Annotated in this window: 20 protein-coding genes and 1 tRNA gene; 19 read left to right on the top strand and 2 right to left on the bottom strand. The window is 64.0% G+C overall.

Annotated features, from left to right (window positions below; translation table 11 throughout):
* The first annotated feature begins 43 nt into the window (after nucleotides 1-43).
* From ribB to hisF, 6 genes are all read left to right on the top strand, one after another.
* Entirely contained in the window at nucleotides 44-664 is a 621-nt protein-coding gene (ribB, locus tag ABEA18_RS00105) for a 3,4-dihydroxy-2-butanone-4-phosphate synthase (RefSeq protein ID WP_425550456.1), read from the top strand.
* Nucleotides 661-1,362, top strand: coding sequence for a GTP cyclohydrolase II (ribA, locus tag ABEA18_RS00100; RefSeq protein WP_345446586.1), 702 nt, complete (start codon nucleotides 661-663; stop codon nucleotides 1,360-1,362). Before ribB ends, ribA begins: the two co-directional genes overlap by 4 nt.
* Before the next feature lie 37 nt (nucleotides 1,363-1,399).
* Nucleotides 1,400-1,885, top strand: coding sequence for a 6,7-dimethyl-8-ribityllumazine synthase (gene ribH, locus ABEA18_RS00095; RefSeq protein ID WP_345446583.1), 486 nt, complete (start codon nucleotides 1,400-1,402; stop codon nucleotides 1,883-1,885).
* Between the two features lie 117 nt (nucleotides 1,886-2,002).
* Entirely contained in the window at nucleotides 2,003-2,266 is a 264-nt protein-coding gene (locus tag ABEA18_RS00090; protein ID WP_018778638.1) for a phosphoribosyl-ATP diphosphatase, read from the top strand.
* Between the two features lie 141 nt (nucleotides 2,267-2,407).
* On the top strand, nucleotides 2,408-3,268 hold the full coding sequence (gene hisG, locus ABEA18_RS00085) for an ATP phosphoribosyltransferase (protein WP_345446579.1): 861 nt from the start codon (nucleotides 2,408-2,410) through the stop codon (nucleotides 3,266-3,268).
* A 23-nt stretch (nucleotides 3,269-3,291) separates the two neighbouring features.
* Entirely contained in the window at nucleotides 3,292-4,068 is a 777-nt protein-coding gene (gene hisF / locus ABEA18_RS00080) for an imidazole glycerol phosphate synthase subunit HisF (protein WP_345446576.1), read from the top strand.
* Nucleotides 4,069-4,285: 217 nt separating this feature from the next.
* Here the strand turns inward: hisF and ABEA18_RS00075 are convergent, their stop codons facing one another.
* Complete coding sequence (locus ABEA18_RS00075; protein ID WP_345447042.1) at nucleotides 4,286-4,930, bottom strand: TIGR03085 family metal-binding protein; 645 nt, start codon at nucleotides 4,928-4,930, stop codon at nucleotides 4,286-4,288.
* A gap of 89 nt (nucleotides 4,931-5,019) precedes the next feature.
* On the opposite strand from ABEA18_RS00075, the gene hisI reads away from it, so the two are divergent.
* The 11 genes from hisI to pyk all read left to right on the top strand — a co-directional run bounded on the left by hisI (nucleotide 5,020) and on the right by pyk (nucleotide 20,296).
* Complete coding sequence (gene hisI, locus ABEA18_RS00070; protein ID WP_345446573.1) at nucleotides 5,020-5,448, top strand: phosphoribosyl-AMP cyclohydrolase; 429 nt, start codon at nucleotides 5,020-5,022, stop codon at nucleotides 5,446-5,448.
* A 57-nt stretch (nucleotides 5,449-5,505) separates the two neighbouring features.
* Nucleotides 5,506-7,086: an anthranilate synthase component I gene (locus ABEA18_RS00065; RefSeq protein WP_345446570.1), complete on the top strand. Its 1,581-nt coding sequence runs from the start codon at nucleotides 5,506-5,508 to the stop codon at nucleotides 7,084-7,086.
* Nucleotides 7,083-7,688, top strand: coding sequence for a Trp biosynthesis-associated membrane protein (locus ABEA18_RS00060; protein WP_345446567.1), 606 nt, complete (start codon nucleotides 7,083-7,085; stop codon nucleotides 7,686-7,688). The genes ABEA18_RS00065 and ABEA18_RS00060 overlap by 4 nt, the downstream gene beginning before the upstream one ends.
* Before the next feature lie 89 nt (nucleotides 7,689-7,777).
* Nucleotides 7,778-8,050, top strand: a complete 273-nt coding sequence (locus ABEA18_RS00055) for an HGxxPAAW family protein (RefSeq protein WP_345446564.1) — start codon at nucleotides 7,778-7,780, stop codon at nucleotides 8,048-8,050.
* Between the two features lie 2 nt (nucleotides 8,051-8,052).
* Nucleotides 8,053-8,871, top strand: a complete 819-nt coding sequence (gene trpC, locus ABEA18_RS00050) for an indole-3-glycerol phosphate synthase TrpC (protein ID WP_345446561.1) — start codon at nucleotides 8,053-8,055, stop codon at nucleotides 8,869-8,871.
* Nucleotides 8,872-8,981: 110 nt separating this feature from the next.
* Nucleotides 8,982-10,364, top strand: a complete 1,383-nt coding sequence (gene trpB / locus ABEA18_RS00045) for a tryptophan synthase subunit beta (protein ID WP_345446558.1) — start codon at nucleotides 8,982-8,984, stop codon at nucleotides 10,362-10,364.
* Entirely contained in the window at nucleotides 10,364-11,176 is an 813-nt protein-coding gene (gene trpA, locus ABEA18_RS00040) for a tryptophan synthase subunit alpha (protein WP_284990675.1), read from the top strand. The genes trpB and trpA overlap by 1 nt, the downstream gene beginning before the upstream one ends.
* 19 nt (nucleotides 11,177-11,195) lie before the next feature.
* The gene (gene lgt / locus ABEA18_RS00035) at nucleotides 11,196-12,413 is read left to right on the top strand and encodes a prolipoprotein diacylglyceryl transferase (protein ID WP_345446552.1); all 1,218 of its coding nucleotides are present in this window, start codon (nucleotides 11,196-11,198) and stop codon (nucleotides 12,411-12,413) included.
* 262 nt (nucleotides 12,414-12,675) lie between these two features.
* On the top strand, nucleotides 12,676-17,289 hold the full coding sequence (gene gltB / locus ABEA18_RS00030) for a glutamate synthase large subunit (protein ID WP_345446549.1): 4,614 nt from the start codon (nucleotides 12,676-12,678) through the stop codon (nucleotides 17,287-17,289).
* Nucleotides 17,282-18,739, top strand: a complete 1,458-nt coding sequence (locus ABEA18_RS00025; protein WP_345446546.1) for a glutamate synthase subunit beta — start codon at nucleotides 17,282-17,284, stop codon at nucleotides 18,737-18,739. The genes gltB and ABEA18_RS00025 overlap by 8 nt, the downstream gene beginning before the upstream one ends.
* A gap of 57 nt (nucleotides 18,740-18,796) precedes the next feature.
* Nucleotides 18,797-20,296, top strand: a complete 1,500-nt coding sequence (gene pyk / locus ABEA18_RS00020) for a pyruvate kinase (protein ID WP_345446543.1) — start codon at nucleotides 18,797-18,799, stop codon at nucleotides 20,294-20,296.
* 186 nt (nucleotides 20,297-20,482) lie between these two features.
* On the opposite strand, the gene ABEA18_RS00015 is transcribed toward pyk, so the two are convergent.
* Nucleotides 20,483-21,088: an ANTAR domain-containing response regulator gene (locus ABEA18_RS00015; protein WP_269993486.1), complete on the bottom strand. Its 606-nt coding sequence runs from the start codon at nucleotides 21,086-21,088 to the stop codon at nucleotides 20,483-20,485.
* A gap of 196 nt (nucleotides 21,089-21,284) precedes the next feature.
* Here ABEA18_RS00015 and ABEA18_RS00010 point away from each other — a divergent pair.
* Both ABEA18_RS00010 and ABEA18_RS00005 read left to right on the top strand, forming a co-directional pair.
* Nucleotides 21,285-21,366 (top strand) — tRNA-Leu (locus ABEA18_RS00010).
* 622 nt (nucleotides 21,367-21,988) lie between these two features.
* Nucleotides 21,989-22,444 (top strand): DUF4365 domain-containing protein (locus ABEA18_RS00005; protein ID WP_345446536.1); only part of this gene is annotated, 456 nt, incomplete at its 3' end.

Here is a 22,444-nt window from a genome sequence, read left to right as displayed (position 1 = left end):
GGTGCGCCAGGGGCTGGACCCCGTTGAAAAGGCACTGCAGGCAATGGCAGCCGGCCGTCCCGTCATTGTTGTGGACAATGAAGACCGCGAAAATGAAGGCGACATCATCTTTGCCGCCGAACACGCGACGCCTGCCCTCATGGGCTGGACCATCCGTTACAGCTCGGGAGTCATTTGCGTTCCCCTCGAGGGTTCGCGGGCCGATGCCCTGGCGCTGCCGCCCATGGTCCTGGTCAATGAAGACGCCAAGGGCACTGCCTACACGGTGTCCTGCGATGCCGCTTTGGGCGTCAGCACCGGTATTTCCGCCACGGACAGGGCCTTGACAGCCCGGATTCTGGCTGATTCGAGCAGCACGCCGTCCTCGATCACCCGGCCCGGGCATATTTTTCCGCTCCGGGCCGTTAATGGGGGAGTGCGTGAACGTCCGGGACACACGGAAGCGGCAGTTGATCTCTGCAGGCTTGCGGGGCTCGCCCCGGTGGGCGTGATCGCCGAGTTGGTACATGACGATGGTGAAATGATGCGCCTGGACAGCCTCCGGGAGTTCGCTGCCGAGCACGGATGTCCTCTGATTTCGATCGAGGATCTCGTGGCTTATGTTGTAGCGTCGGAGGCTGAGGACCAGGTTGCAATTCCGGCAGGAAACGAGGAGCAGCGATGACCACAGCGACAACGCACGACGGCGGCTCGACCGCGCGCGCAGTGCATCCCGTGAGCGGCGGCCCGATTGTCCAGCTACCCACCGCTTTCGGTGAGTTCGTGGCACAGGCGTGGACTGACCTTGCAACCGGGGCGGAGCACCTGGCGGTGAGTTCCCCGAAGGTCCCGCTCGCAGGGAAGGCCCCGTTGGTGCGCCTTCACTCGGAGTGCCTCACGGGCGACGTTTTCGGTTCGTACCGCTGCGATTGCGGCGAACAGCTGGCCTACGCCCTTGAGCTGATCCGCGAAGAGGGCGGCACCCTGCTCTACCTGCGCGGACAGGAAGGCCGCGGCATAGGCCTTGCAAACAAGATCAAGGCCTACGCACTTCAAGAGGCCGGATTCGACACGGTCGAGGCCAATGAGCAGCTCGGGCTGCCGGTGGACGCCCGTTGCTACAAAGCCGCAGCCCAGATCCTTGCCGAGATGGGCCTTCACGAAATCCGGCTCCTGAGCAACAACCCGGACAAGCAGAACCGGCTTGCCGCGGCTGGCGTGAAGGTTGTCGAGATGGTGCCCACCGAGGTTCCGTCCCGTGAAGAAAACCTGCGCTACCTTCAGACCAAGAAGGACCGCATGGACCACCGCCTGACCCTCGGTGACACTGAGCCGGCGGGTACCCATGCAGCTGCCGGCACTTTTGACCTCGAACAAGACTGAACTGCACTCACAAGACTGAACGGATTACCACACACCCATGAGCGGACACGGCGCCCCTACCATCGACCTCACCACCCTCAACACGGAGGAAACCCACCAGCTGAAACTCGCCATCGTTGCTGCCAGCTGGCATACCCAGATCATGGACGGGCTCCTCGACGGGGCGCTGCGTGCCGCAAAGGAAGCCGGCATCGCCGAGCCCACCGTGCTGCGCGTCCCTGGATCCTTTGAACTTCCCGTCGCAGCGGCAAGGCTCGCCCCGCATTTCGACGCCGTCGTCGCCCTCGGCGTCGTCATCCGCGGAGGCACGCCGCACTTTGAGTACGTGTGCCAGGCGGCGACGTCGGGACTCACTGAAGTCAGCGTCCGCACCGGCGTGCCGGTGGGCTTCGGCGTGCTCACGTGCGACACCGAGCAGCAGGGCCTGGACCGCGCCGGACTGGAAGGCTCGTCCGAGGACAAGGGACACGAAGCCGTGACCGCCGCGCTCTCCACCGCTCTGACCCTCAAGCAGTACACCTAGCAAATCGACGAAAGGGATGTGGGCGTGCTGGCGCACATTGTGCGTTCGCTCACATCCCTTCCGTCATGCAATGACCCGACGGGCGGTCACCGGCCCCGAGCAAGTAGGCTGTATGGCGTGAAGAATTTCGAGACGCTGTTCGCAGAACTGAGCGAAAAGGCAGCGACCCGCCCGGCAGGCTCCCGCACCGTCGCCGAATTGGACTCCGGAATCCACGGCATCGGCAAGAAAGTCGTGGAGGAAGCAGCCGAAGTCTGGATGGCTGCAGAGTACGAATCCGATGAAGCCGCGGCCGAGGAAATCTCCCAGTTGCTCTACCACCTGCAGGTCCTGATGCTCGCCAAGGGTCTGAGCCTGGAAGACGTTTACAAGCATCTCTAGCCACGTCCGCTCTGGTCAGGACCTGAAGAGGTCCTGGCAGTGCCCCAGCGTGGCCCCAGCGCTCACTGCACGTCCCTCTGCGGACAGTGCCGTGGGCACAATGCCTGAAACATCCCCTTCCACTCCCCAAGAAAGTCCCAAATGCTGCGAGTAGCCGTCCCCAACAAGGGGTCCTTGTCCGAAGCCGCCTCCGCGATGCTGACCGAGGCGGGATACCGCCAGCGCCGCGATACCCGCGAACTCGTCATGGTCGATCCCGACAACGACATTGAGTTCTTCTTCCTCCGCCCCCGGGACATCGCCGTGTATGTGGGCCAAGGAACGCTCGACGTCGGCATCACCGGCCGCGACCTCCTGCTGGACGCGCAGGTCGAAGCAGAAGAGCTGCTTCCCCTTGGCTTCGCCGCGTCCACCTTCCGTTTCGCCGGCCCCGTCGGCGACTTCTCCGGCGTCGAGCAGCTTGAAGGCAAGCGCCTCGCCACGAGCTACGACGGCCTCCTGCGCGACTACCTCGCCGAGCGCGGCGTCAAAGCCAAGGTGGTCCGCCTCGACGGCGCCGTTGAGTCTTCCGTGCGTCTCGGCGTCGCTGACGCGATCGCCGACGTCGTCGAAACCGGAAACACGCTCAAAGCCGCCGGAATGGAGATCTTCGGCGAGCCCATCCTCAAGTCCGAAGCTGTCCTGATCCGCCGCACCGGCGAGGGTGGTGCCGCAAACGGCACCGCGAAGGAGATCGAGGTCCTGATCCGGCGCCTGCAGGGCGTGCTCGTCGCCCGCCAGTACGTCCTCATGGACTACGACATCCGCAAGGACCTCGTGGAAGAAGCCGCCACCCTCACCCCGGGTCTCGAATCGCCGACGGTGTCGCCGCTGCGCGACTCGGACTGGGTTGCCGTCCGCTCCATGGTTCCGAAAAAGGAAACCAACCGGATCATGGATGAGCTGTACGACCTCGGCGCCCGCGCCATCCTGGTCAGCAGCATCCACGCCTGCCGCATCTGACACGAGACAATCCAGGAGTAGCAATGGCTGTAGCAGTTCGGGTCATCCCTTGCCTCGATGTCGATGCCGGCCGTGTGGTCAAGGGCATCAACTTCGAGGGTCTTCGCGACGCCGGAGACCCCGTCGAGCTGGCGCACCGCTATGACAACGCCGGGGCGGACGAACTCACGTTCCTTGACGTCACGGCGTCATCCGGCAACCGGGAAACGACGTTCGACGTCGTTCGACGCACCGCCGAGGAAGTCTTCATCCCGCTGACCGTCGGCGGTGGCGTCCGCGGCGTGGCCGAAGTGGACAAGCTCCTGCGTTTCGGCGCGGACAAGGCCTCCATCAACACTGCCGCCGTCGCGCGCCCGGACGTCATCGACGAGATCACCCGCCACTTCGGCTCCCAGGTGCTCGTCCTTTCGGTAGATGCGCGGCGGACGAGGCCCGGATCCGAACCCACGGCTTCCGGCTTCGAGGTGACCACCCATGGCGGACGCCAGGGAACCGGAATCGACGCCATAGCGTGGGCCAAGGAAGCCGCGGAACGCGGCGTGGGGGAGATCCTCCTCAATTCGATTGACGCCGACGGTACCAAGGACGGCTTCGACCTCGAACTCATCCGCCTGGTCCGCGCGGCCGTCCACATCCCGATCATCGCTTCCGGGGGCGCTGGAGAACCGGCGCATTTCCCGCCCGCAGTGGAAGCAGGCGCCGACGCTGTTCTGGCCGCCTCGGTGTTCCACTTCGGTCCGGATGACATGATCGCCCAGGTCAAGGCAGCGATCCGCGAAGCGGGCTTCCTGGTCCGCTAGTAGTTCCCAACCCAACTAGTCCCCACCGCCCCCCTCGCCTCGCAAGTCCCCACCGGCTCCCAGCCTTCGCAAGCTCAGGCAGGGACCCTCGCCGGTGGGGCCCCACGGCCAGGGAACCCTGGCGGCGTGGGCCCACGCAGTTGTTGTCGTTATGAAGGCTCATAACGACAACAACTGCGAGCCAGTTGGGTTAACGCGGCCTGGGGTAAAGCGCGGGTCAGAGGCCGACTTCGGCTGACTGGAGGAGAGCGACGGCGTCCGGCTGGCCCTCAAAGGTGACCAGCGCGTGATGCGTGCGGCCGTGGGCGTGCATCAGGAGTTCACCGGGATCGCCCACGATGGCAACCGATACGGGAGCCCGCTTGGCAACATGGCGGGGACCCGTGGGGCGGACCAACACGATCCCGAGGTCCACGCCGCGGTAGAGAATGGCGGCGCGCTTGATCAATTCATCCCACAAGGCGTCCGAGTATTCCTCGTCCAGGGCCCGGGGCGCCCAGCGGTCTCCGGCGCGGCGGATGTCTTCCGTGTGAACAAAGTATTCAATGAGGTTGGAGGACTCGTCGAGGGCCTTGATCTTGAGGGGAGACAAAGCCGGCGGCCCCGCACGGAAGGTATTCACCAAATCGGCGTAATCTTCCGTGGTTTTCAGCTTGGACGCCAGTTTGGCCGTGGCTTTGTCCGAGGCCCTGGCCATGCTCTTGATGAGCAAGCCGATTCCGACAGCCGCTTTACGCTCCCGCAAGTACAAGTGCGCCGCGAGGTCCCTTGTCAGCCAGCCTTCGCAGAGCGTGGGGGAGTCAGGTCCGGCCGCCAGGAGTGTTTCGGCCAGTACTTCGCGGGAGGGATCGACGAAATGCATCACTTGTGAAACTAGCACGAGACGCGCTCTGTTGCGCAGTGGAACCGCCGCTGAATTTCGGCTCCACACGAGGCACTAGACTTGATCTGATGTCTGAGCAGTCAACACCCCCAGCCACGCCCGCTGCCCCGTTAGCCGCGGAGCCCGCCGTCGTGCCCGCAAGTCCGCTCCCGCACGAGCTGGCCGCCGCGCTGAAGCGCGATTCCGCCGGCCTGGTGGCGGCGATCATCCAGCAGTTCGACACCGATGAAGTGCTGATGCTCGGCTGGATGGACGACGAGGCGTTGCACCGGACCCTGACCACTGGACGCGTGACATTCTTCTCCCGTTCCCGCCAGGAATACTGGCGCAAGGGCGACACCTCCGGGCACGTCCAGTTCGTGAAATCGGTGGCCTTGGATTGCGACGGCGACGCCCTCCTGGTCCGCGTCGACCAGGTAGGCGCGGCCTGCCACACCGGCACCCGCACATGCTTCGATGACCGGAGCCTCGCCGCCGTGACCGGCGCGCGGGACTAGGCCACCACACACCATCCACTGAGGCAAGCACACAAGAAGAGGCGGAGAACACAAACCATGCAGGACCTTGGAATCATCAGCCCGGGCCTGGAGGAGTTCCGCGAACTCGCCGCACATAGCCGGGTCATCCCGGTCCGGCTCAGGGTACTGGCCGACGCGGAGACTCCCATCGGGCTCTACCGCAAGCTGGCCCACGGCCAGCCGGGTACTTTCCTCCTGGAGTCGGCAGCCGTCGGCGGCGCATGGTCACGCTATTCCTTCATTGGTTCACGTTCGCGTGCCACCCTGACCAGCAAGGACGGCCAGGCCCACTGGATCGGCGAGCCTCCCGTCGGCGTGCCGGTAGACGGCAGCCCGGTCGACGCAGTCCGCGACACCATTGCGGCCCTGCAAACCGACCGCTTCCCGGACCTTCCTCCCTTCACCTCCGGACTTGTCGGCTTCCTCGGATGGGAAACCGTCCGGCACTGGGAGAAACTGACCAGCCCCCCGGAGGACGACCTCCACCTGCCGGAACTGGCACTGAACCTCGTGACCGACATGGCTGTCCACGACAACATGGACGGCACCGTCCTGTTGATTGCCAACGCGATCAATTTCGACAACAGTTCCGAACGCGTCGACGAAGCCTGGCACGACGCCGTCGCCCGGGTGAAGCGACTGCTGGACCAGATCAGCACCCCCGTGAAGCAGCCCGTATCCGTGTTGCAGTCTGAAGCCCTGGACTTCGGGTCCAGCGTGCAGGAACGCTGGGACGAACAGGAGTACCTCAACGCGATCGATCGCGGCAAGGAAGCGATCGTCGACGGCGAGGTCTTCCAAGTGGTCATTTCGCGGCGCTTCGAAATGGAATGCGCCGCGGACCCGCTCGATGTCTACCGCGTGCTGCGCAACACCAACCCGAGCCCGTACATGTACCTCTTCAGCTTCGAAGATCCCGATGGCCGGGAATACACGATTGTCGGATCCTCTCCCGAGGCCCTCGTGACGGTCACGGGCAATGAGGTCATCACCCACCCGATTGCCGGTTCGCGGCCCCGCGGCAAGACCGTTGAAGCCGACAAGGCCCTGGCTACCGAGCTGCTCGCGGACCAGAAGGAACGCGCCGAACACCTCATGCTCGTGGACTTGTCCCGGAACGACCTGTCCAAGGTCTGCGTGGCAGGAACCGTGGACGTCACCCAGTTCATGGAGGTGGAACGCTTCAGCCACATCATGCACCTCGTGTCCACGGTGGTCGGAGAGCTGGCCCCCGGAGCTAAGGCATACGACGTGCTCAAGGCGACTTTCCCCGCCGGCACGCTGTCCGGTGCCCCCAAGCCGCGCGCACTGCGTCTCCTGGACGAACTCGAACCGCACAGGCGTGGCATCTACGGCGGCGTCGTGGGTTACCTGGACTTTGCAGGCGATATGGACATGGCGATCGCCATCCGCTCGGCACTCTTGCGTGAAGGGCGGGCGTACGTCCAGGCCGGCGGCGGCATCGTGGCCGATTCCCACAAGCCTTCCGAAGCGCTCGAGACCGTGAACAAGGCAGCGGCTCCGTTGCGGGCAGTGCACACCGCCGGTTCGCTCCACAACATTTCCCCGGACGCGGTTTCCGCGGAGACAGTCGTCGACGGGAACCCCACCCCGTGAGCGCTACCCGGCCTCAGGCGGCCACCGCAAAGCCTCCCGTGTGGGCACGGAAGGGCAACGTCGTCCTCGCCATGGCAATTCTTGCCCTCGCCGTTTTCGGGACCACCACCCAGACTTGGATCAACGTCCGGCTCGATCCCTCTGCCGCGGCGAATGCCGACCTCCACGTTCAGGGGAGCAAGGCCGCGACCGCGGTGACCGCACTCGCCCTCGTCGCCCTTGCCGGGGGACTGGCATCGTCCATCGCGGGCAAGGTTTCACGCTGGATCATTGCAACGATCGTCGTGCTTGCCTCGGCAGGCATCCTTATTGCCGCGGTGACGGTCCTGGCAAATCCCCTCGGTGCGGCGCAGGGAACCATTGCCGCCACCACCGGCATTTCGGGTGGGCAGGCGGCTGCGTCGGCCACCGTGTTCCCCGTGCTCGCGGTCGTGGCTGCCGGCCTGCTCGCTTTGTGTGGTGGTTTGCTGCCGCTCGCCGGCCGGCACTGGAAGGCGCGCACCAAGTACGACGTCGCCAGCCGGGCAGCCCTCGCGGGTTCCGGACCCGTCGACGAGATCGATAGCTGGGACAGCCTCTCGCGCGGAGAAGACCCCACGTAAGACCCGACTGTCCGGACGTCGGACGATGTCCCGGGTGCGGTCAATAAATGGCAGAATGTAAGCAGTATTCATCCTGAGGAGATTTTCACATGAGCAAAACCACAGTGTCCGCGAGCAACGCCCCTGTGACCGCTGCGAGCCACAGCGACGCCATCGGCCACGGCAACAGCCCGGCCGCGTGGACCTGCGTGATTGTCATGCTGGTAGGGGCCTTGGTGTCCTCCATCGCCTTTGTTATCGCCAGCACCCCCATTTTCATCGCCGGCATCGTCGTGATGGTGGCCGGCCTGATTGCCGGCTGGGCCATGCGCAAGGCCGGTTACGGCGTCGACGGCAGCAAGCTGAAGAACGCCGGCCACTGACCGTGACCGTTCTTGATGACATCATCGTCGGTGTCAGGGAGGACATGGAGGCCCGCCGCCGCCTTGTCGGCCTTGACGAGCTGAAAGAACGCGCAACGGCCACCGCTCCTGCACTGAACGCGTGGGCTGCCTTGGGCGGTCCGTCGGCCAGTCGCGACGAACTGAAGGTCATCGCGGAAATCAAGCGCCGCAGCCCCTCCAAGGGCGATCTCGCGAGCATCGTCGACCCCGCTGCGCTTGCGGTGCAATACGCCGACGGCGGCGCCTCCGTGATCAGCGTCCTCACCGAACAGAGGCGCTTCAACGGTTCCCTGGCGGACCTCGACGCGGTGCGTGCCGCCGTCGACATTCCGTTGCTGCGCAAGGACTTCACCGTTGACGAGTACCAGATCTGGGAGGCCCGTGCGCATGGCGCGGACCTCATCCTGCTGATCGTCGCCGTGCTTTCCGATGCACAGCTACGGGAATTCAGCGCGTTGAGCCATGAGCTCGGCATGAACGTCTTGGTGGAAACCCACACGCCCGAGGAAATCGAGCGTGCGGCCGCAGCCCAGGCACGGATCATCGGAGTGAACGTCCGCAACCTCAAGACGCTCGACGTCGACCGCTCCCTGTTTGCCTCGCTCGCCGGAAGCATTCCTGCGGGGGCGGTTGTCGTGGCAGAGTCCGGCGTGCGGAACGCCGACGACGTCGCGCATTATGCCCGGAACGGTGCCCACGCCATCCTCGTGGGCGAAGCACTGGTGAGCGACTCCACCCCGCGCGAGCGGATCAGCGAATTCAAGGCGGCCGGAGCTGCCGCCATCGCCGTCAGGACATGAGACAGGCCTGATTCGCGGCGTGGACCCGGACAGCAGCAGACATCGCGGCTGGTAGCTGTCCTGCGGCCCTGGAAAAACCCAACTACCAACTGAACAGGACGGTGAGACTGATGGTGGACGCATCAACAGCCAACTCGCAAGAGAATGTGGCCGACGCATTCCTACAAGGTGGAGCCTCGCTCCGCAACGCCGCAGGGCCGTACTTCGGCTCGTACGGTGGACGCTGGATGCCCGAGTCCCTCATCGCCGCCCTGGACGAAGTCGAGGACACATTTGAGAAAGCCAAGGCCGATCCTGAGTTCCTTGCCCAGCTGAAGGACCTCAACAAGAACTACTCGGGCCGTCCGTCGCTGCTCACGGAAGCCAAGCGTTTCTCCCAGCACGCCGGCGGGGCCCGCATCTTCCTCAAGCGCGAAGACCTGAACCACACCGGATCCCACAAGATCAACAACGTCCTCGGCCAGGCTTTGCTCGCGAAGCGCATGGGCAAGACCCGCGTCATCGCTGAGACCGGCGCCGGCCAGCACGGAGTTGCCAGCGCCACCGCCGCGGCCCTGCTCGGACTGGAATGCGTCGTCTACATGGGCGCCGAGGATTGCCGCCGCCAGGCACTCAACGTGGCCCGTATGCAGCTCCTGGGCGCCACCGTGGTTCCCGTGACCAACGGATCCCAGACGCTCAAGGACGCCATCAACGACGCCCTCCGCGACTGGGTTTCCAATGTGGACAACACCCACTACTTGCTGGGCACCGCGGCGGGCGCGCACCCGTTCCCGGCGATGGTGCGCTTCTTCCACGAGGTCATCGGCGAGGAAGCGCGCGCGCAGATCCTGGAACAGACCGGCAAACTTCCGGACGCCGTGTGTGCCTGCATCGGTGGCGGTTCCAATGCCATCGGCATCTTCCACAGCTTCCTGGATGACGCTTCGGTGAAGATCTACGGCTTTGAAGCCGGCGGCGACGGCGTCGAAACCGGCCGCCACGCGGCCGCCATCACCCTCGGACGCCCCGGCGTGCTGCACGGTGCCCGGTCCTACCTCATGCAGGACGAAGACGGCCAGACCATCGAGTCCCACTCGATTTCCGCAGGCCTGGACTACCCGAGCGTCGGTCCTGAGCACTCCTACCTCGCGGACATCGGCCGCGTGACGTACGAGCCCATCACGGACACCGAGGCCATGGACGCGTTCCGCCTGCTCTGCCGGACTGAAGGCATCATCCCCGCCATCGAGTCCTCGCACGCCCTGGCCGGCGCCATCAAGGTGGGCAAGCAGCTCACCGAAGGCAAGGAAAACCCGGCCGACACGGTCATCATCGTGAACCTGTCCGGTCGCGGTGACAAGGACGTGGAAACGGCTGCCGAATGGTTCCACATGTTGGATGAAAACGGCAACGTCAAGGGCACCACCCTCTCCACGCGCAAGCCCAAGGGGCCGTCCGAACGCAGCAACCTTGAGATCAGCATTGACGAAGCAAACGGGGGCCAGAACTGATGACTGAGCAGATGAGCAGCAAGTCTGCGGCCGCGATCGACCGCGCGAAGGCACAAGGCCGGGCCGCGTTGATCGGATACCTGCCGGCAGGTTACCCGGACGTTCAGTCAAGCATCGACGCCGGCATCGCCATGGCGCGCAACGGCGCGGACCTCATTGAAATCGGCATCCCGTATTCGGACCCCGTCATGGACGGCGCTGTCATCCAGGCCGCGACCACAGAGGCCATCGCCAACGGCTTCCGCGTCGCCAGCGTCTTCGACGTCGTAGCGGGCATCACCGCAGCTACCGACGCCGCCGTGCTGGTCATGACCTACTGGAACCCGGTGATGCGCATGGGCGTCGACGAGTTCTCACGCCGGCTCGCCGAGGCAGGGGGAGCCGGACTCATCACACCGGACCTCATTCCGGACGAGGCAGCCGAATGGTTTGAAGCTTCGGACAAATACGGACTCGACCGGGTCTTCCTCGTGGCCCCGTCGTCCACTCCCGAACGCCTGGCCATGACGGTGGAGGCAAGCCGCGGTTTCGTCTACGCCGTCTCCATCATGGGTGTCACCGGAGCCCGGCAGTCAGTCAGCAGCGCCGCGGAGAAGGTTGTGGCCGATACGCATGCAGCCGGTGCCGAACGGGTTTGTGTCGGGCTCGGGGTCTCCACCGCGGACCATGTCCGCGAGATTGCCGCTTACGCGGACGGCGTGATCGTCGGTACCGCGCTGGTTGCGGCAATCCGCGACGGCGGCGTCGACGCCGTCGCGCAACTCACCAAGAACCTCAGCGCCGGCCTCGGCCGTGCAACAGCGCAGGCCTAGAAAAGGAAAAGCGTAGACAATGCAGAGTCTCCTCCACGTCGCGGCAATGGCTCCCATGAGCATTCCGAGCCCCTCATGGTCCGGATTTGATATTCCGCTGCCGTGGGGGACTCTCCGCATCCATGCGTACGCCCTGTGCATTCTCCTGGGCATCATCCTGGGCCTGTGGCTCACCGCCGTGCGCTGGAAGCGCCGCGGTACTCCCGAAGGCAGCCTGTGGGACATTGCCATCTGGGCGATCCCGTTCGGCATTGTCGGCGGCCGCCTTTACCATGTGATCTCCTCGCCGGACGCCTACTTCGGCCCGGGCTTCAACGGCACGGGCGATCTCTCCCTGATCCCGCAGATCTGGCGGGGTGGCCTGGGCATCTGGGGTGCCGTGGTTCTCGGCGTTGTCGGCGCCTGGATCGGCTGCCGCCGTTCCGGCGTCAAGCTCACTGCCTTCCTGGACGCCGCAGCCCCCGGGCTCCTTCTGGCGCAAGCGATCGGGCGTTGGGGAAACTGGTTCAACCAGGAACTCTTCGGCGGACCCACCACCTTGCCGTGGGGCCTCCAAATCGACCCCAACAGCCCCAATTTTCCGGCCGGGATGCCTAGCGACACCCTTTTCCACCCGACGTTCCTTTACGAATCCCTCTGGAACATCATCGGCGTCGTGGCCCTTCTCGTCCTGGACCGCCGCTTCCACTTCCGCCGGGGCAGTCTCTTCTGGCTGTACGCCATCTACTACACGCTGGGCCGCGTCTGGATCGAAGCTCTGCGGATTGACGACGCCGAGCAGATCAATCTGTTCGGCATAACCACGAGGCTCAACGTATGGACCAGCATCTTCGTCTTCGTCGCAGCGCTCATCATCTTCATAGTCCTGAGCCTGCGTGGCCGGCCGGAGCCGGACACTGCGTACCTTCCCGGCAGGGAACCGGCTGCGGTGACCGCCGAAGAGGACGAGCCCGCCACGGTTGACCCAAGTGCCGGGGACGATGAGTCGACTGCTGCTGAGGCGAACAGCACAATTGTGACCGATACGAAGGCCCATGATACGGACGGATCTGTCTCGGATACCGGTGCTCATGGTAATCTCCGGAATAACCAAAGCGATCTGGGCCATACTGCTGAGCCTACGGAAACGGCCGAGGAGTCACATGCCGGCGTCACGTCGGATTCCGGCTCCGCGTCCACCGGAACCACCGCCAGCAGAGCCCCCGGATCCGGGCCGGAAGCTGGCAGCACCAAGTAGCCAGCGCTACGGCACAGGGGAACCGGGCTACCGCCCAGAGGCCCCCGGCCACAGCGTCGTGGCACACTTGGCAGTCGCCCGGCAGCACACAGAGGCTCCGCGGTCAAGCTTGGGTCAGGGACATGCGTAACTGTTCGTTGCGTCTTGCCCGCTGACCTACAATTTCAAGTAACTAGCGCTTTGTTATGCCCGTCACACGGCAGGCAAGGTGGGGCCAACGTTGTCCCTTCCATTCGCACGATCTCGAGGAAGGACGTCTTCAATGACCCATCTTCATAACCCAAGCTGGTCCGAATCAGTCGAACCGCAGGGGGCCATCTCGCCCTTCAAGCGTTTCGCTGCGCTCCCGGAAGCCCAGGGACTCTACAACCCCGAGCAGGAGAAGGACGCTTGTGGCCTGGCCATTATTGCCACGCTGCGTGGTGAACCCGGCTACGACATCGTGGAAGCGGCGCTGACTGCGCTGCGCAACCTTGAACACCGGGGCGCCGTGGGCGCCGACGAAGGCACGGGCGACGGCGCCGGGCTCCTCATGCAGGTTCCGGACGAATTCTTCCGGGCCGTCACTGAGTTCGAGCTCCCCGCACCCGGCCAATACGTGGTGGGTACCGCGTTCCTGCCGGCTGAAACCCGCGAGGCCGAGACCGCGAAGGCCGGCATCGAGGCTCTTGCACTAGATGAAGGCCTGACAGTTCTTGGCTGGCGTGAAGTGCCGGTAGTCGGGGATCTGGTCGGCGCCATGGCCCGTGCCTGCATGCCTTACTTCGCGCAGCCTTTCCTTGCTTCCGCCACGGGCGAGGTGCTCGACCGGAACGAACTGGACTCCCGCGCGTGGCGTGTCCGCAAGCGTGCCCAGAACAAGTTCGGCGTGTACTTCCCGTCCCTGTCCTCGCGCACCATCGTGTACAAGGGCATGTTGACCACTGCCCAGCTGGAGCCGTTCTACCCCGATCTCTCGGACAAGCGCTTCAAGACCAAGCTGGCAATCGTGCACTCGCGCTTCTCCACGAACACGTTCCCGTCGTGGCCGCTCGCCCAGCCCTTCCGCACCATCGCCCATAACGGTGAAATCAATACCGTCAAGGGCAACCGGAACTGGATGCGGGCGCGCCAGTCCCAACTCGCGAACCCGCTGCTGGGCGATTCCCCGGAGGAGTTGTACCCCATCTGCACGCCGGGTGCCTCGGACTCCGCGTCCTTCGATGAGGTTGCCGAACTGCTCTGGCTTTCCGGACGACCTATCACGCACTCGATCATGATGATGATCCCCGAGGCGTGGGAAAACCACGCCACGATGGATCCGGCCCGCCGCGCCTTCTACGAGTACCACTCGCTGCTCATGGAGCCGTGGGACGGTCCCGCGGCAGTGTCCTTCACAGACGGCAACCTTGTTGGTGCGACCCTTGACCGCAACGGACTGCGTCCGGGCCGTTACTGGATCACTGAAGACGGCCTGATCATCTTCGCCTCCGAAGTCGGCGTGATCGAGGTCGAGCCTGCCAAGGTAGTCAAGAAGGGCCGTGTTTCGCCGGGCAAGATGTTCCTGGTGGATACCGAAGCCGGCCGCATCATCGACGACGCCGAGGTCAAGGCCGAGGTGGCCGCGGCCAACCCTTGGGCTGAATGGGTCAAGGACAACCTGATCGACCTCAACGAGCTTCCCGAGCGCGAGCACGTGCTGCACACGGCTGCGTCCGTGAACATCCGCCAGCGGACGTTCGGCTACACCACCGAGGAATTGAAGATCCTCCTCGGGCCGATGGCCCGGACCGGGGCCGAACCGCTCGGCGCCATGGGCTCCGACACCCCGGTTGCCGTGCTGTCCAAGCGCCCGCGTTTGCTCTTTGACTACTTTGTGCAGTCTTTCGCCCAGGTGACCAACCCGCCCCTGGACGCGATCCGCGAAGAGCTCGTTACCTCGCTGAAGTGCGCCATCGGTCCCAACGGCAACCTTCTCGACGTCGGGCAGGTCCGCCAGCCACAGATCTCCCTGCCGTTCCCGGTGATCAACAACGACCAGCTCGCGAAGATCGCCAACATCGAAAACGCCGACGGCGACAAGGTCGCCATGAAGGTCCGCGGCCTGTACCGTCCGGAGGGCGGCGAAGCAGCACTCCGCAGCCGGCTGACCGAAATCTGCGAGCAGGTTTCCGGCGCGATCAACCGCGGCGTGCAGTACATCGTGCTGTCCGACCGCGACTCCAACGCACAATGGGCCCCGATCCCGTCGCTGTTGCTCGTCAGTGCCGTACACCACCACTTGCTCCGCAGCGCCAACCGCACCAAGACCGCCCTGGTGGTCGAGGCCGGCGACGTCCGCGAAACGCACCACGTGGCTGTGCTGGTGGGATTCGGCGCTTCCGCCGTGAACCCTTACCTGGCCATGGAATCCGTGGAGCAGCTCATCAGCACCGGCGAAGTGGTTGGCGTGACTGCCGAAGACGGCGTCTACAACCTCATCAAGGGCCTCGGCAAGGGTGTCCTGAAGATCATGTCCAAGATGGGCATTTCCACGGTGGCCTCCTACACCGGCGCGCAGACGTTCGAAGCACTCGGCCTGTCCCAGGACCTCGTGGACGAATTCTTCTCCGGCACACACTCCCAGTTGGGTGGCGTCGGCCTGGACGTCATCGCCGCCGAAGTTTCGGCGCGCCACCAGATGGCCTACCCGGAAGGCGGCATCGAGCTGCCGCACCGTCCGCTCCTTGGCGGCGGCGAATACCAGTGGCGCCGCGACGGCGAACCGCACCTGTTCAACCCGGAGACTGTCTTCCGCCTGCAGCACGCCACGCGTGAACGCCGCTACGACATCTTCAAGTCCTACACCAAGGGAATCGACGACCAGTCCGAGAACCTCATGACCCTCCGTGGGCTCTTGAAGTTCAAGGACACCCTGCGCCCTGCCGTGCCGCTTGAGGAAGTCGAGCCGGTTTCCAGCATCGTGAAGCGCTTCTCCACCGGAGCGATGAGCTATGGCTCCATCTCCAAGGAAGCGCACGAGACCCTCGCAATCGCGATGAACCGGTTGGGCGCCAAGTCCAACACCGGTGAAGGCGGCGAAGACGTGGACCGCCTGCTCGACCCGGAGCGCCGCTCCGCGATCAAGCAGATCGCCTCCGGCCGTTTCGGCGTGACCAGCCTGTACCTGACCAACGCCGAGGACATCCAGATCAAGATGGCCCAAGGCGCCAAGCCCGGTGAGGGCGGCCAGCTGATGGCGCAGAAGGTCTACCCCTGGGTAGCCCGGACCCGCCACTCAACCCCCGGCGTCGGGCTCATTTCCCCGCCCCCGCACCACGACATCTACTCGATCGAGGATCTCGCGCAGCTGATCTACGACGCCAAGCGGGCCAACCCCTCGGCGCGTGTGCACGTAAAGCTGGTGTCCGAAGTCGGGATCGGCACTGTGGCGTCCGGCGTCACGAAGGCGAAGGCCGACGTCGTGCTCGTCTCAGGGCACGATGGCGGAACCGGCGCCTCGCCGCTGAACTCGCTCAAGCATGCGGGTGTTCCCTGGGAGCTCGGCCTCGCCGAGACCCAGCAGACGCTCATGCTCAACGGGCTCCGCGACCGCGTCGTGGTCCAGGTGGACGGCCAGCTCAAGACGGGCCGCGACGTCGTCATCGCTGCGCTGCTGGGTGCCGAGGAGTACGGCTTCGCAACCGCGCCCCTCGTGGTGTCCGGCTGCATCATGATGCGCGTCTGCCACCTCGATACCTGCCCGGTCGGCGTCGCAACCCAGAACCCGGAGCTTCGCTCGCGCTTCACAGGCAAGCCCGAATTCGTGGTCAACTTCTTCGAATTCCTTGCCGAGGAAGTCCGTGAGCTGCTCGCCGAACTCGGTTTCCGCAGCCTCGAAGAGGCCATCGGCCACGCTGAAGTCCTGGACACCCGCGAAGCCGTGGACCACTGGAAGGCCGATGGCCTGGACCTCGACCCGATCCTGCACGGACTCGAGTTCGACGACGACGTTCCCCTGCGGAACCTCACCGGCCAGAACCACGAGCTGGACAAGCACTTCGACCAGCGCCTCATCGGCATGGCTGCGGAAGCCTTGAGCGACCGCACGCCGGTGAAGATCGCCGTCGACGTCATCAACACGGACCGTTCTGTCGGCACCATGCTGGGGCACGTCGTCACCAAGACGTTCGGCATCGATGTGCTCGCCACCGACACCATCGACATCACGCTGAAGGGCACCGCCGGGCAGTCGCTGGGAGCCTTCCTTCCTGCCGGCATCACCCTGCGCATGTTCGGGGACTCCAACGACTACGTCGGCAAGGGCCTCTCCGGTGGACGGATCATCGTCCGCCCGGACCGCACCAACGTTTTCCAGGCAGAACGCAACGTCATCGCCGGCAACGTGATCGGCTACGGCGCCACGAGCGGCGAAATGTTCCTGCGCGGCCAGGTGGGCGAACGCTTCATGGTTCGCAACTCGGGGGCCACCGCCGTCGTCGAAGGCATCGGTGACCATGGCTGCGAGTACATGACCGGCGGCCAGACGCTGATCATCGGCCGCACCGGCCGCAACTTCGGTGCCGGCATGTCCGGTGGTACGGCCTACGTGCTGGACCTCCAGCCCGCCCGGGTCAACAAGCAGGCCTTGGATTCCGGCGAACTGCAGTTGCTTGAGCTTGACGACGAGGACCGCACCATCGTCCACGGCCTCCTGGTCAAGCACCTGGAAGAAACCGAATCCGTCCTCGCAGGCCGCTTGCTCGAGAACTTCGATGACACAGCCGCCCGCATCACCAAAGTTCTGCCGCGCGACTACGCCGCAGTCCTGCAAACCCGTCTCGACGCTATCGAAGAGGGCCTTGATCCCGATGGCGAAGAAGTATGGTCTCGAATCCTGGAGGTAACCGGTGGCTGATCCACGCGGATTTCTGAAAGTCCGGCAGCGCGAGACGCAGCCACGCCGTCCTGTTCCCGTCCGCATCATGGACTGGAAAGAAGTTTATGAAGCCCAGGAAAAAGGCGTGCTCAAGAGCCAGGCAGGCCGCTGCATGGACTGCGGCGTTCCTTTCTGCCACCAGGGCTGCCCGCTCGGGAACCTCATTCCGGAATGGAACGACCTCACTTGGCGCGGCAAGGGCGAGGAAGCGATCGAGCGCCTGCACGCGACCAACAACTTCCCGGAGTTCACGGGCCGGCTGTGTCCTGCGCCCTGCGAAGCATCCTGTGTTTTGGGCATCAACCAGCCAGCCGTGACCATCAAGCAAGTTGAAGTTTCGATCATCGACGACGCCTTCGAAAACGGCTGGGTCCAACCGCTTCCGCCGGCGCGCCTCTCAGGCAAGACGGTCGCCGTCGTCGGCTCCGGCCCTGCGGGGCTTGCAGTGGCGCAGCAGCTGACGCGGGTCGGACACACCGTGGCCGTCTACGAGCGCGACGACAAGATCGGGGGACTGCTGCGCTATGGCATCCCCGACTTCAAGATGGAGAAGGAACAGGTCGACCGCCGCGTCGAGCAGATGAAGGCCGAGGGCACCCGCTTCCGCACGGGTGTGGCGGTCGGAAGCGACGTGACGTGGGAGCAATTGCGCCGCCGTTACGACTCCGTGGTGATCGCCACGGGTGCCACCGTTCCGCGCGACCTTCCCATCCCCGGCCGCGAACTCGAAGGCATCCACTTCGCCATGGATTACCTGGTGCCAGCGAACCGCGTGGTTGCCGGCGAAACCGTGGAGGGCCAGATCGATGCCAAGGGCAAGCACGTGATCATCCTCGGTGGCGGCGACACCGGCGCCGACTGCCTCGGCACGGCACACCGCCACGGCGCCGCGTCCGTGACTACCCTCGCGATCGGCAAGCAGCCGCCACTTGAGCGGGCCTCGCACCAGCCATGGCCGACGTTCCCCACCTTGTTCGAGGTTGCCAGCGCACATGAAGAGGGCGGCGAACGCACCTACCTCGCCTCGACCGTCGAGTTTGTCGGCGAAAACGGCAAGCTCACAGGGGTCAAGGTCGCCGAGACCGAGTTCGTGGACGGCAAGCGCCTCCCGAAGGCCGGCACGGAACGCATACTTCCGGCCGATCTTGTCTTCCTGTCGCTCGGCTTTACGGGTGCGGAACCTGCCGGTATCACCGAACAGGTCAGCGCAGAATTCGACGGCCGCGGCAACGTGGCCCGAGATGGGTACTACATGACCAACACCGAGGGTGTTTTCGTGGCGGGCGATGCCGGCCGCGGGCAGTCCTTGATTGTCTGGGCGATCGCCGAAGGCCGCGCCTGCGCTGCCGCCGTCGACAAGTACCTCATGGGCAGCACCATCCTTCCCGCGCCGGTGGCTCCCACCGACCGGGCTATAGCGGTCCTCTAAGGACCGGCGCACGACGCTTTCCCAACTCCAACTGCAGCACACTACTAGGGTAGGTATATGAGACGCGCAAAAATCGTGGCAACGTTCGGACCGGCAATTTCCAGCTTTGACAACACTCTCGCGGTGCTGGAAGCCGGCGTCGACGTCGCCCGCATGAACATGAGCCACGGCGACTACTCGGTACACGACAACACGTACGAGAACGTCCGCAAGGCTTCCGCCCAGCTCCACAAGCCCGTTGCCATCATGGCCGACTTGCAGGGCCCGAAGATCCGCTTGGGTCGATTTGTCGACGGCCCCCACGAACTCGCGGTCGGTGACACTTTCACCATCACCACCGAGGACGTCCCGGGCACCAAGGAAATCTGCTCCACGACGCTCAAGAGCCTGACCGAAGACGTCAACGTCGGCGACGCACTGCTGATCGACGACGGCAAGGTTGCACTGCGCGCCATCGAGGTTGACGACGTCAAGGTGGTCGCCACGGTGACCGTCGGTGGCTGGGTCTCCAACAACAAGGGCATCAACCTGCCCGGCGTTGCCGTCAACGTCCCCGCACTGAGCGAAAAAGATGAGGACGATCTCCGCTGGGCCATGAGGCGCGGTGTCGACATGGTGGCTCTGTCCTTCGTCCGCGATGCGTCCGACATCAAGCGCGTGCACGAAATCATGGACGAAGAAGGCCGCCGCGTGCCGGTGATCGCCAAGATCGAGAAGCCGCAGGCAGTGGAGCAGCTCCACGAAATCATCGACGCGTTCGACGCCATCATGGTTGCCCGTGGAGACCTCGGCGTGGAACTCCCGCTTGAGGAAGTTCCGATCGTCCAGAAGCGCGCTATCGAACTGGCGCGCCGCTGGGCCAAGCCGGTCATCGTGGCCACACAGGTCCTTGAATCGATGATCGATAACCCGCGCCCGACCCGTGCCGAGGCTTCGGACTGCGCCAACGCAGTGCTCGACGGCGCCGACGCAGTCATGCTCTCCGGCGAGACCAGCGTGGGCAAGTTCCCGATCGAGACGGTCAAGACCATGGCCCGGATCATCGAGTCCACCGAAGAGCACGGTCTTGAGCGCGTTCCTCCGCTGGGTACCAAGCCCAAGACCCGCGGTGGCGCCATCACGCGTGCCGCCGTCGAAATCGCCGACCAGCTGGACGCAAAGTACATCTGTACTTTTACCCAGTCCGGCGACTCGGCGCGCCGCCTGTCCCGCCTGCGGCCCGTCAAGCCGGTTTTCGCCTTCACCCCGGTGGAGCACGTTTGGAACCAGTTGGCGCTGACCTGGGGCATCCAGCCCGTCCTGGTTCCCATGGTGGGTCACACTGACGCCATGACGGCCCAGGTGGACCGCAGCCTCCTCGAGATGAAGATCGTGGAGAACGGCGACCTCGTGGTCATAGCTGCCGGTTCGCCTCCCGGACAGGCTGGTTCCACGAACTCGCTCAAGGTCCACAAGGTGGGCGACCTCGCGGACACTTCCCGCTTGGAAGAGGCCGCAGCCCGCAAGGAAAAGGTCGGACCGTGGCCGGAAAAGAAGAAGGCCAAGTCGAAGGCCTGATCTCTTCGGATCAGCTTTAGGATCAAGCAGGGGAGGTTCCGCCGTTTGGCGGGGCCTCCTTTGTTTTGTTTTGGTTCCGGGTCCGGGTGGTTGGTGGCCGGGGGTGCTGGGGCTGTTCGGGGGCGAGCCGGGGACGACGAAGGGCGCCGCTATCCCATTGGAAGCGGCGCCCTTCGCGGGGGAGTGCTAGTTGACCTGGTTGATGATGGTCTCGGCGACCTCGCGCATGCTGAGGCGACGGTCCATGGAGGTCTTCTGGATCCACCGGAAGGCTTCCGGCTCCGTGAGTCCCATCTTCGTGGTCAAGAGGCTCTTGGCGCGCTCCACAAGCTTGCGCGTGGCGAACTGCTCCTGAAGGTCGGTCACCTCGTTCTCAAGGGCCCTGATCTCCTCATGGCGGGAAAGCGCAATTTCTATAGCAGGGATCAAGTCAGCCGGTGTGAATGGCTTGACGACGTAAGCCATGGCCCCGGCGTCGCGGGCGCGCTCCACGAGTTCCTTCTGGCTGAACGCCGTCAGGAGGACTACGGGGGCGATCCTCGCCTTGACGATCTTCTCCGCTGCTGAGATGCCGTCCATGACAGGCATCTTGACGTCCATGAGGACCAGGTCCGGCTTCAGTTCCTCGGCCAGCTGGACAGCCTTCTCACCGTTGTCGGCCTCACCGACAACGTCGTAGCCTTCGCCCTTCAAGATCTCGATGATGTCCAGTCGGATGAGGGTTTCATCTTCTGCGACAACTACTCGGCGTGCCGGCTGGGATGCGGGCTTGGACTCCGTCTGTTCTGACACGGGATCTCCTTCAAGACGTACGGCGGGTTCTCAACCATCTTAGTTGCACCCGGTCCCTGCGTATGATTTATTGCTCCGCCGAGCCGGTTCTGGAAATTAGCCTATCTGCATGTAGAGTAGTTTCGCGCACTGCAACAGGGAGCGTTGAGTTCTGTGAAGAGCCAGACGTCGGTTAGTCTTGTTTCGGTGTTTCCGCGCCCGAGTGGCGGAATTGGCAGACGCGCCGCACTCAAAATGCGGTATCGAAAGGTGTGTGGGTTCGAGTCCCACCTCGGGCACAGTGTTTCCGCAGGTCAGGGGCCTATTTGGCCCCTGAGTGTTGACAAAGCTTGACTTATCGAAGTGGTTGGGTGTAGGCGATCGCACGGTGGCTGGCCCCGTTTGCCTCGTGTGGAACTTTGTGTCGGGAATTTTCACATTTGAAGGGCCTGTCGCGAAGGAATCTCTGTTACATGCACGCATTTGCCCAAGCCTGGAACGGTGGGGGTTGAATTTGTGCGAACAGTGCCTGCACAAAAATTTGGAGCCACAACGTCGCTCTTTTCGACCGTCTTGAGAACCAGGGTTAGCGTGAATGGCATGCGGAACGGACTGTCCGCCACGGGTGGTCCCTTGCTGTCCTGGAGCACCAGATCCGGTTGAAGCTTGAAGACGGCAAGGGTCCGGCCCTGAACAATCTGGAGGCACCCCTTCCTGATGGGTTGCTGATCTTGTGCGCTGAGGGAGATGAGGGCGACATGGAAGAGGCCATGACACCCTCCGGCAGAAGGCAATCACTTGTTCCTCAGTCCCGGTAACAAGACGTCTCCCCCTCCGGTCGAGTTGGGTACGGACATTTAGGACCGGAATCGTCACCGGGCGATGACGCACTCGGCCGCCCGCGCTTGTACAGTATTGAGCGTGAGAGCGCAGCTTCCTAAGACACCTGCCAACATGAACGCCGCCCAAGAAGGCGAAGCGGCGCTCATGAAAGAACTACGGAAGATGAACATCTACACGTTCAAATGGCCCCAGGATATGGATTCAGGGATCGATCTAGTTGGCTTCGCCACTCTATTCGATGAAAAGGAGCCAAATGCCACCGGTGCCGCAACCGCCTTCGTGGCAGGTTTTCAATCCAAGGGAACCGATGACCATTTTACAGTGGAGAATCGACGTTCTGTTCCCATCGGCTTGCACCGGGACTACTGGTCGACCGCCGGCCTGCCTGTGTTCGTCACAAAGGTGAGCAACGACGGCGCAGCTCTTCTTGTGGAAGACGCTTCGTCATTCTTGCTTGAGAATGACACGGAGCGACAAAGTATTCCCACCACAGTTTCGATTGCGTCGGCTGAAGCGGACATTCGACTGAGAATG

The sequence above is a fragment of the Arthrobacter gyeryongensis genome, assembly GCF_039543785.1.
Taxonomy (GTDB): domain Bacteria; phylum Actinomycetota; class Actinomycetes; order Actinomycetales; family Micrococcaceae; genus Arthrobacter; species Arthrobacter gyeryongensis.
The sequence above is the reverse complement of the archived record's forward strand: the minus strand, read 5'-3'. Positions and strand labels throughout refer to the sequence as shown.

Excerpts from the sequence above, each read along its gene's own strand:
- ribB (WP_425550456.1), top strand. The coding sequence starts at position 44 with ATGGCAGCCGGCCGTCCCGTCATTGTTGTGGACAATGAAGACCGCGAA.
- ribA (WP_345446586.1), top strand. The coding sequence starts at position 661 with ATGACCACAGCGACAACGCACGACGGCGGCTCGACCGCGCGCGCAGTG.
- ribH (WP_345446583.1), top strand. The coding sequence starts at position 1,400 with ATGAGCGGACACGGCGCCCCTACCATCGACCTCACCACCCTCAACACG.
- hisG (WP_345446579.1), top strand. The coding sequence starts at position 2,408 with ATGCTGCGAGTAGCCGTCCCCAACAAGGGGTCCTTGTCCGAAGCCGCC.
- hisF (WP_345446576.1), top strand. The coding sequence starts at position 3,292 with ATGGCTGTAGCAGTTCGGGTCATCCCTTGCCTCGATGTCGATGCCGGC.
- ABEA18_RS00075 (WP_345447042.1), bottom strand. The coding sequence starts at position 4,930 with ATGCATTTCGTCGATCCCTCCCGCGAAGTACTGGCCGAAACACTCCTG.
- hisI (WP_345446573.1), top strand. The coding sequence starts at position 5,020 with ATGTCTGAGCAGTCAACACCCCCAGCCACGCCCGCTGCCCCGTTAGCC.
- ABEA18_RS00065 (WP_345446570.1), top strand. The coding sequence starts at position 5,506 with ATGCAGGACCTTGGAATCATCAGCCCGGGCCTGGAGGAGTTCCGCGAA.
- ABEA18_RS00055 (WP_345446564.1), top strand. The coding sequence starts at position 7,778 with ATGAGCAAAACCACAGTGTCCGCGAGCAACGCCCCTGTGACCGCTGCG.
- trpB (WP_345446558.1), top strand. The coding sequence starts at position 8,982 with ATGGTGGACGCATCAACAGCCAACTCGCAAGAGAATGTGGCCGACGCA.
- trpA (WP_284990675.1), top strand. The coding sequence starts at position 10,364 with ATGACTGAGCAGATGAGCAGCAAGTCTGCGGCCGCGATCGACCGCGCG.
- lgt (WP_345446552.1), top strand. The coding sequence starts at position 11,196 with ATGCAGAGTCTCCTCCACGTCGCGGCAATGGCTCCCATGAGCATTCCG.
- gltB (WP_345446549.1), top strand. The coding sequence starts at position 12,676 with ATGACCCATCTTCATAACCCAAGCTGGTCCGAATCAGTCGAACCGCAG.
- pyk (WP_345446543.1), top strand. The coding sequence starts at position 18,797 with ATGAGACGCGCAAAAATCGTGGCAACGTTCGGACCGGCAATTTCCAGC.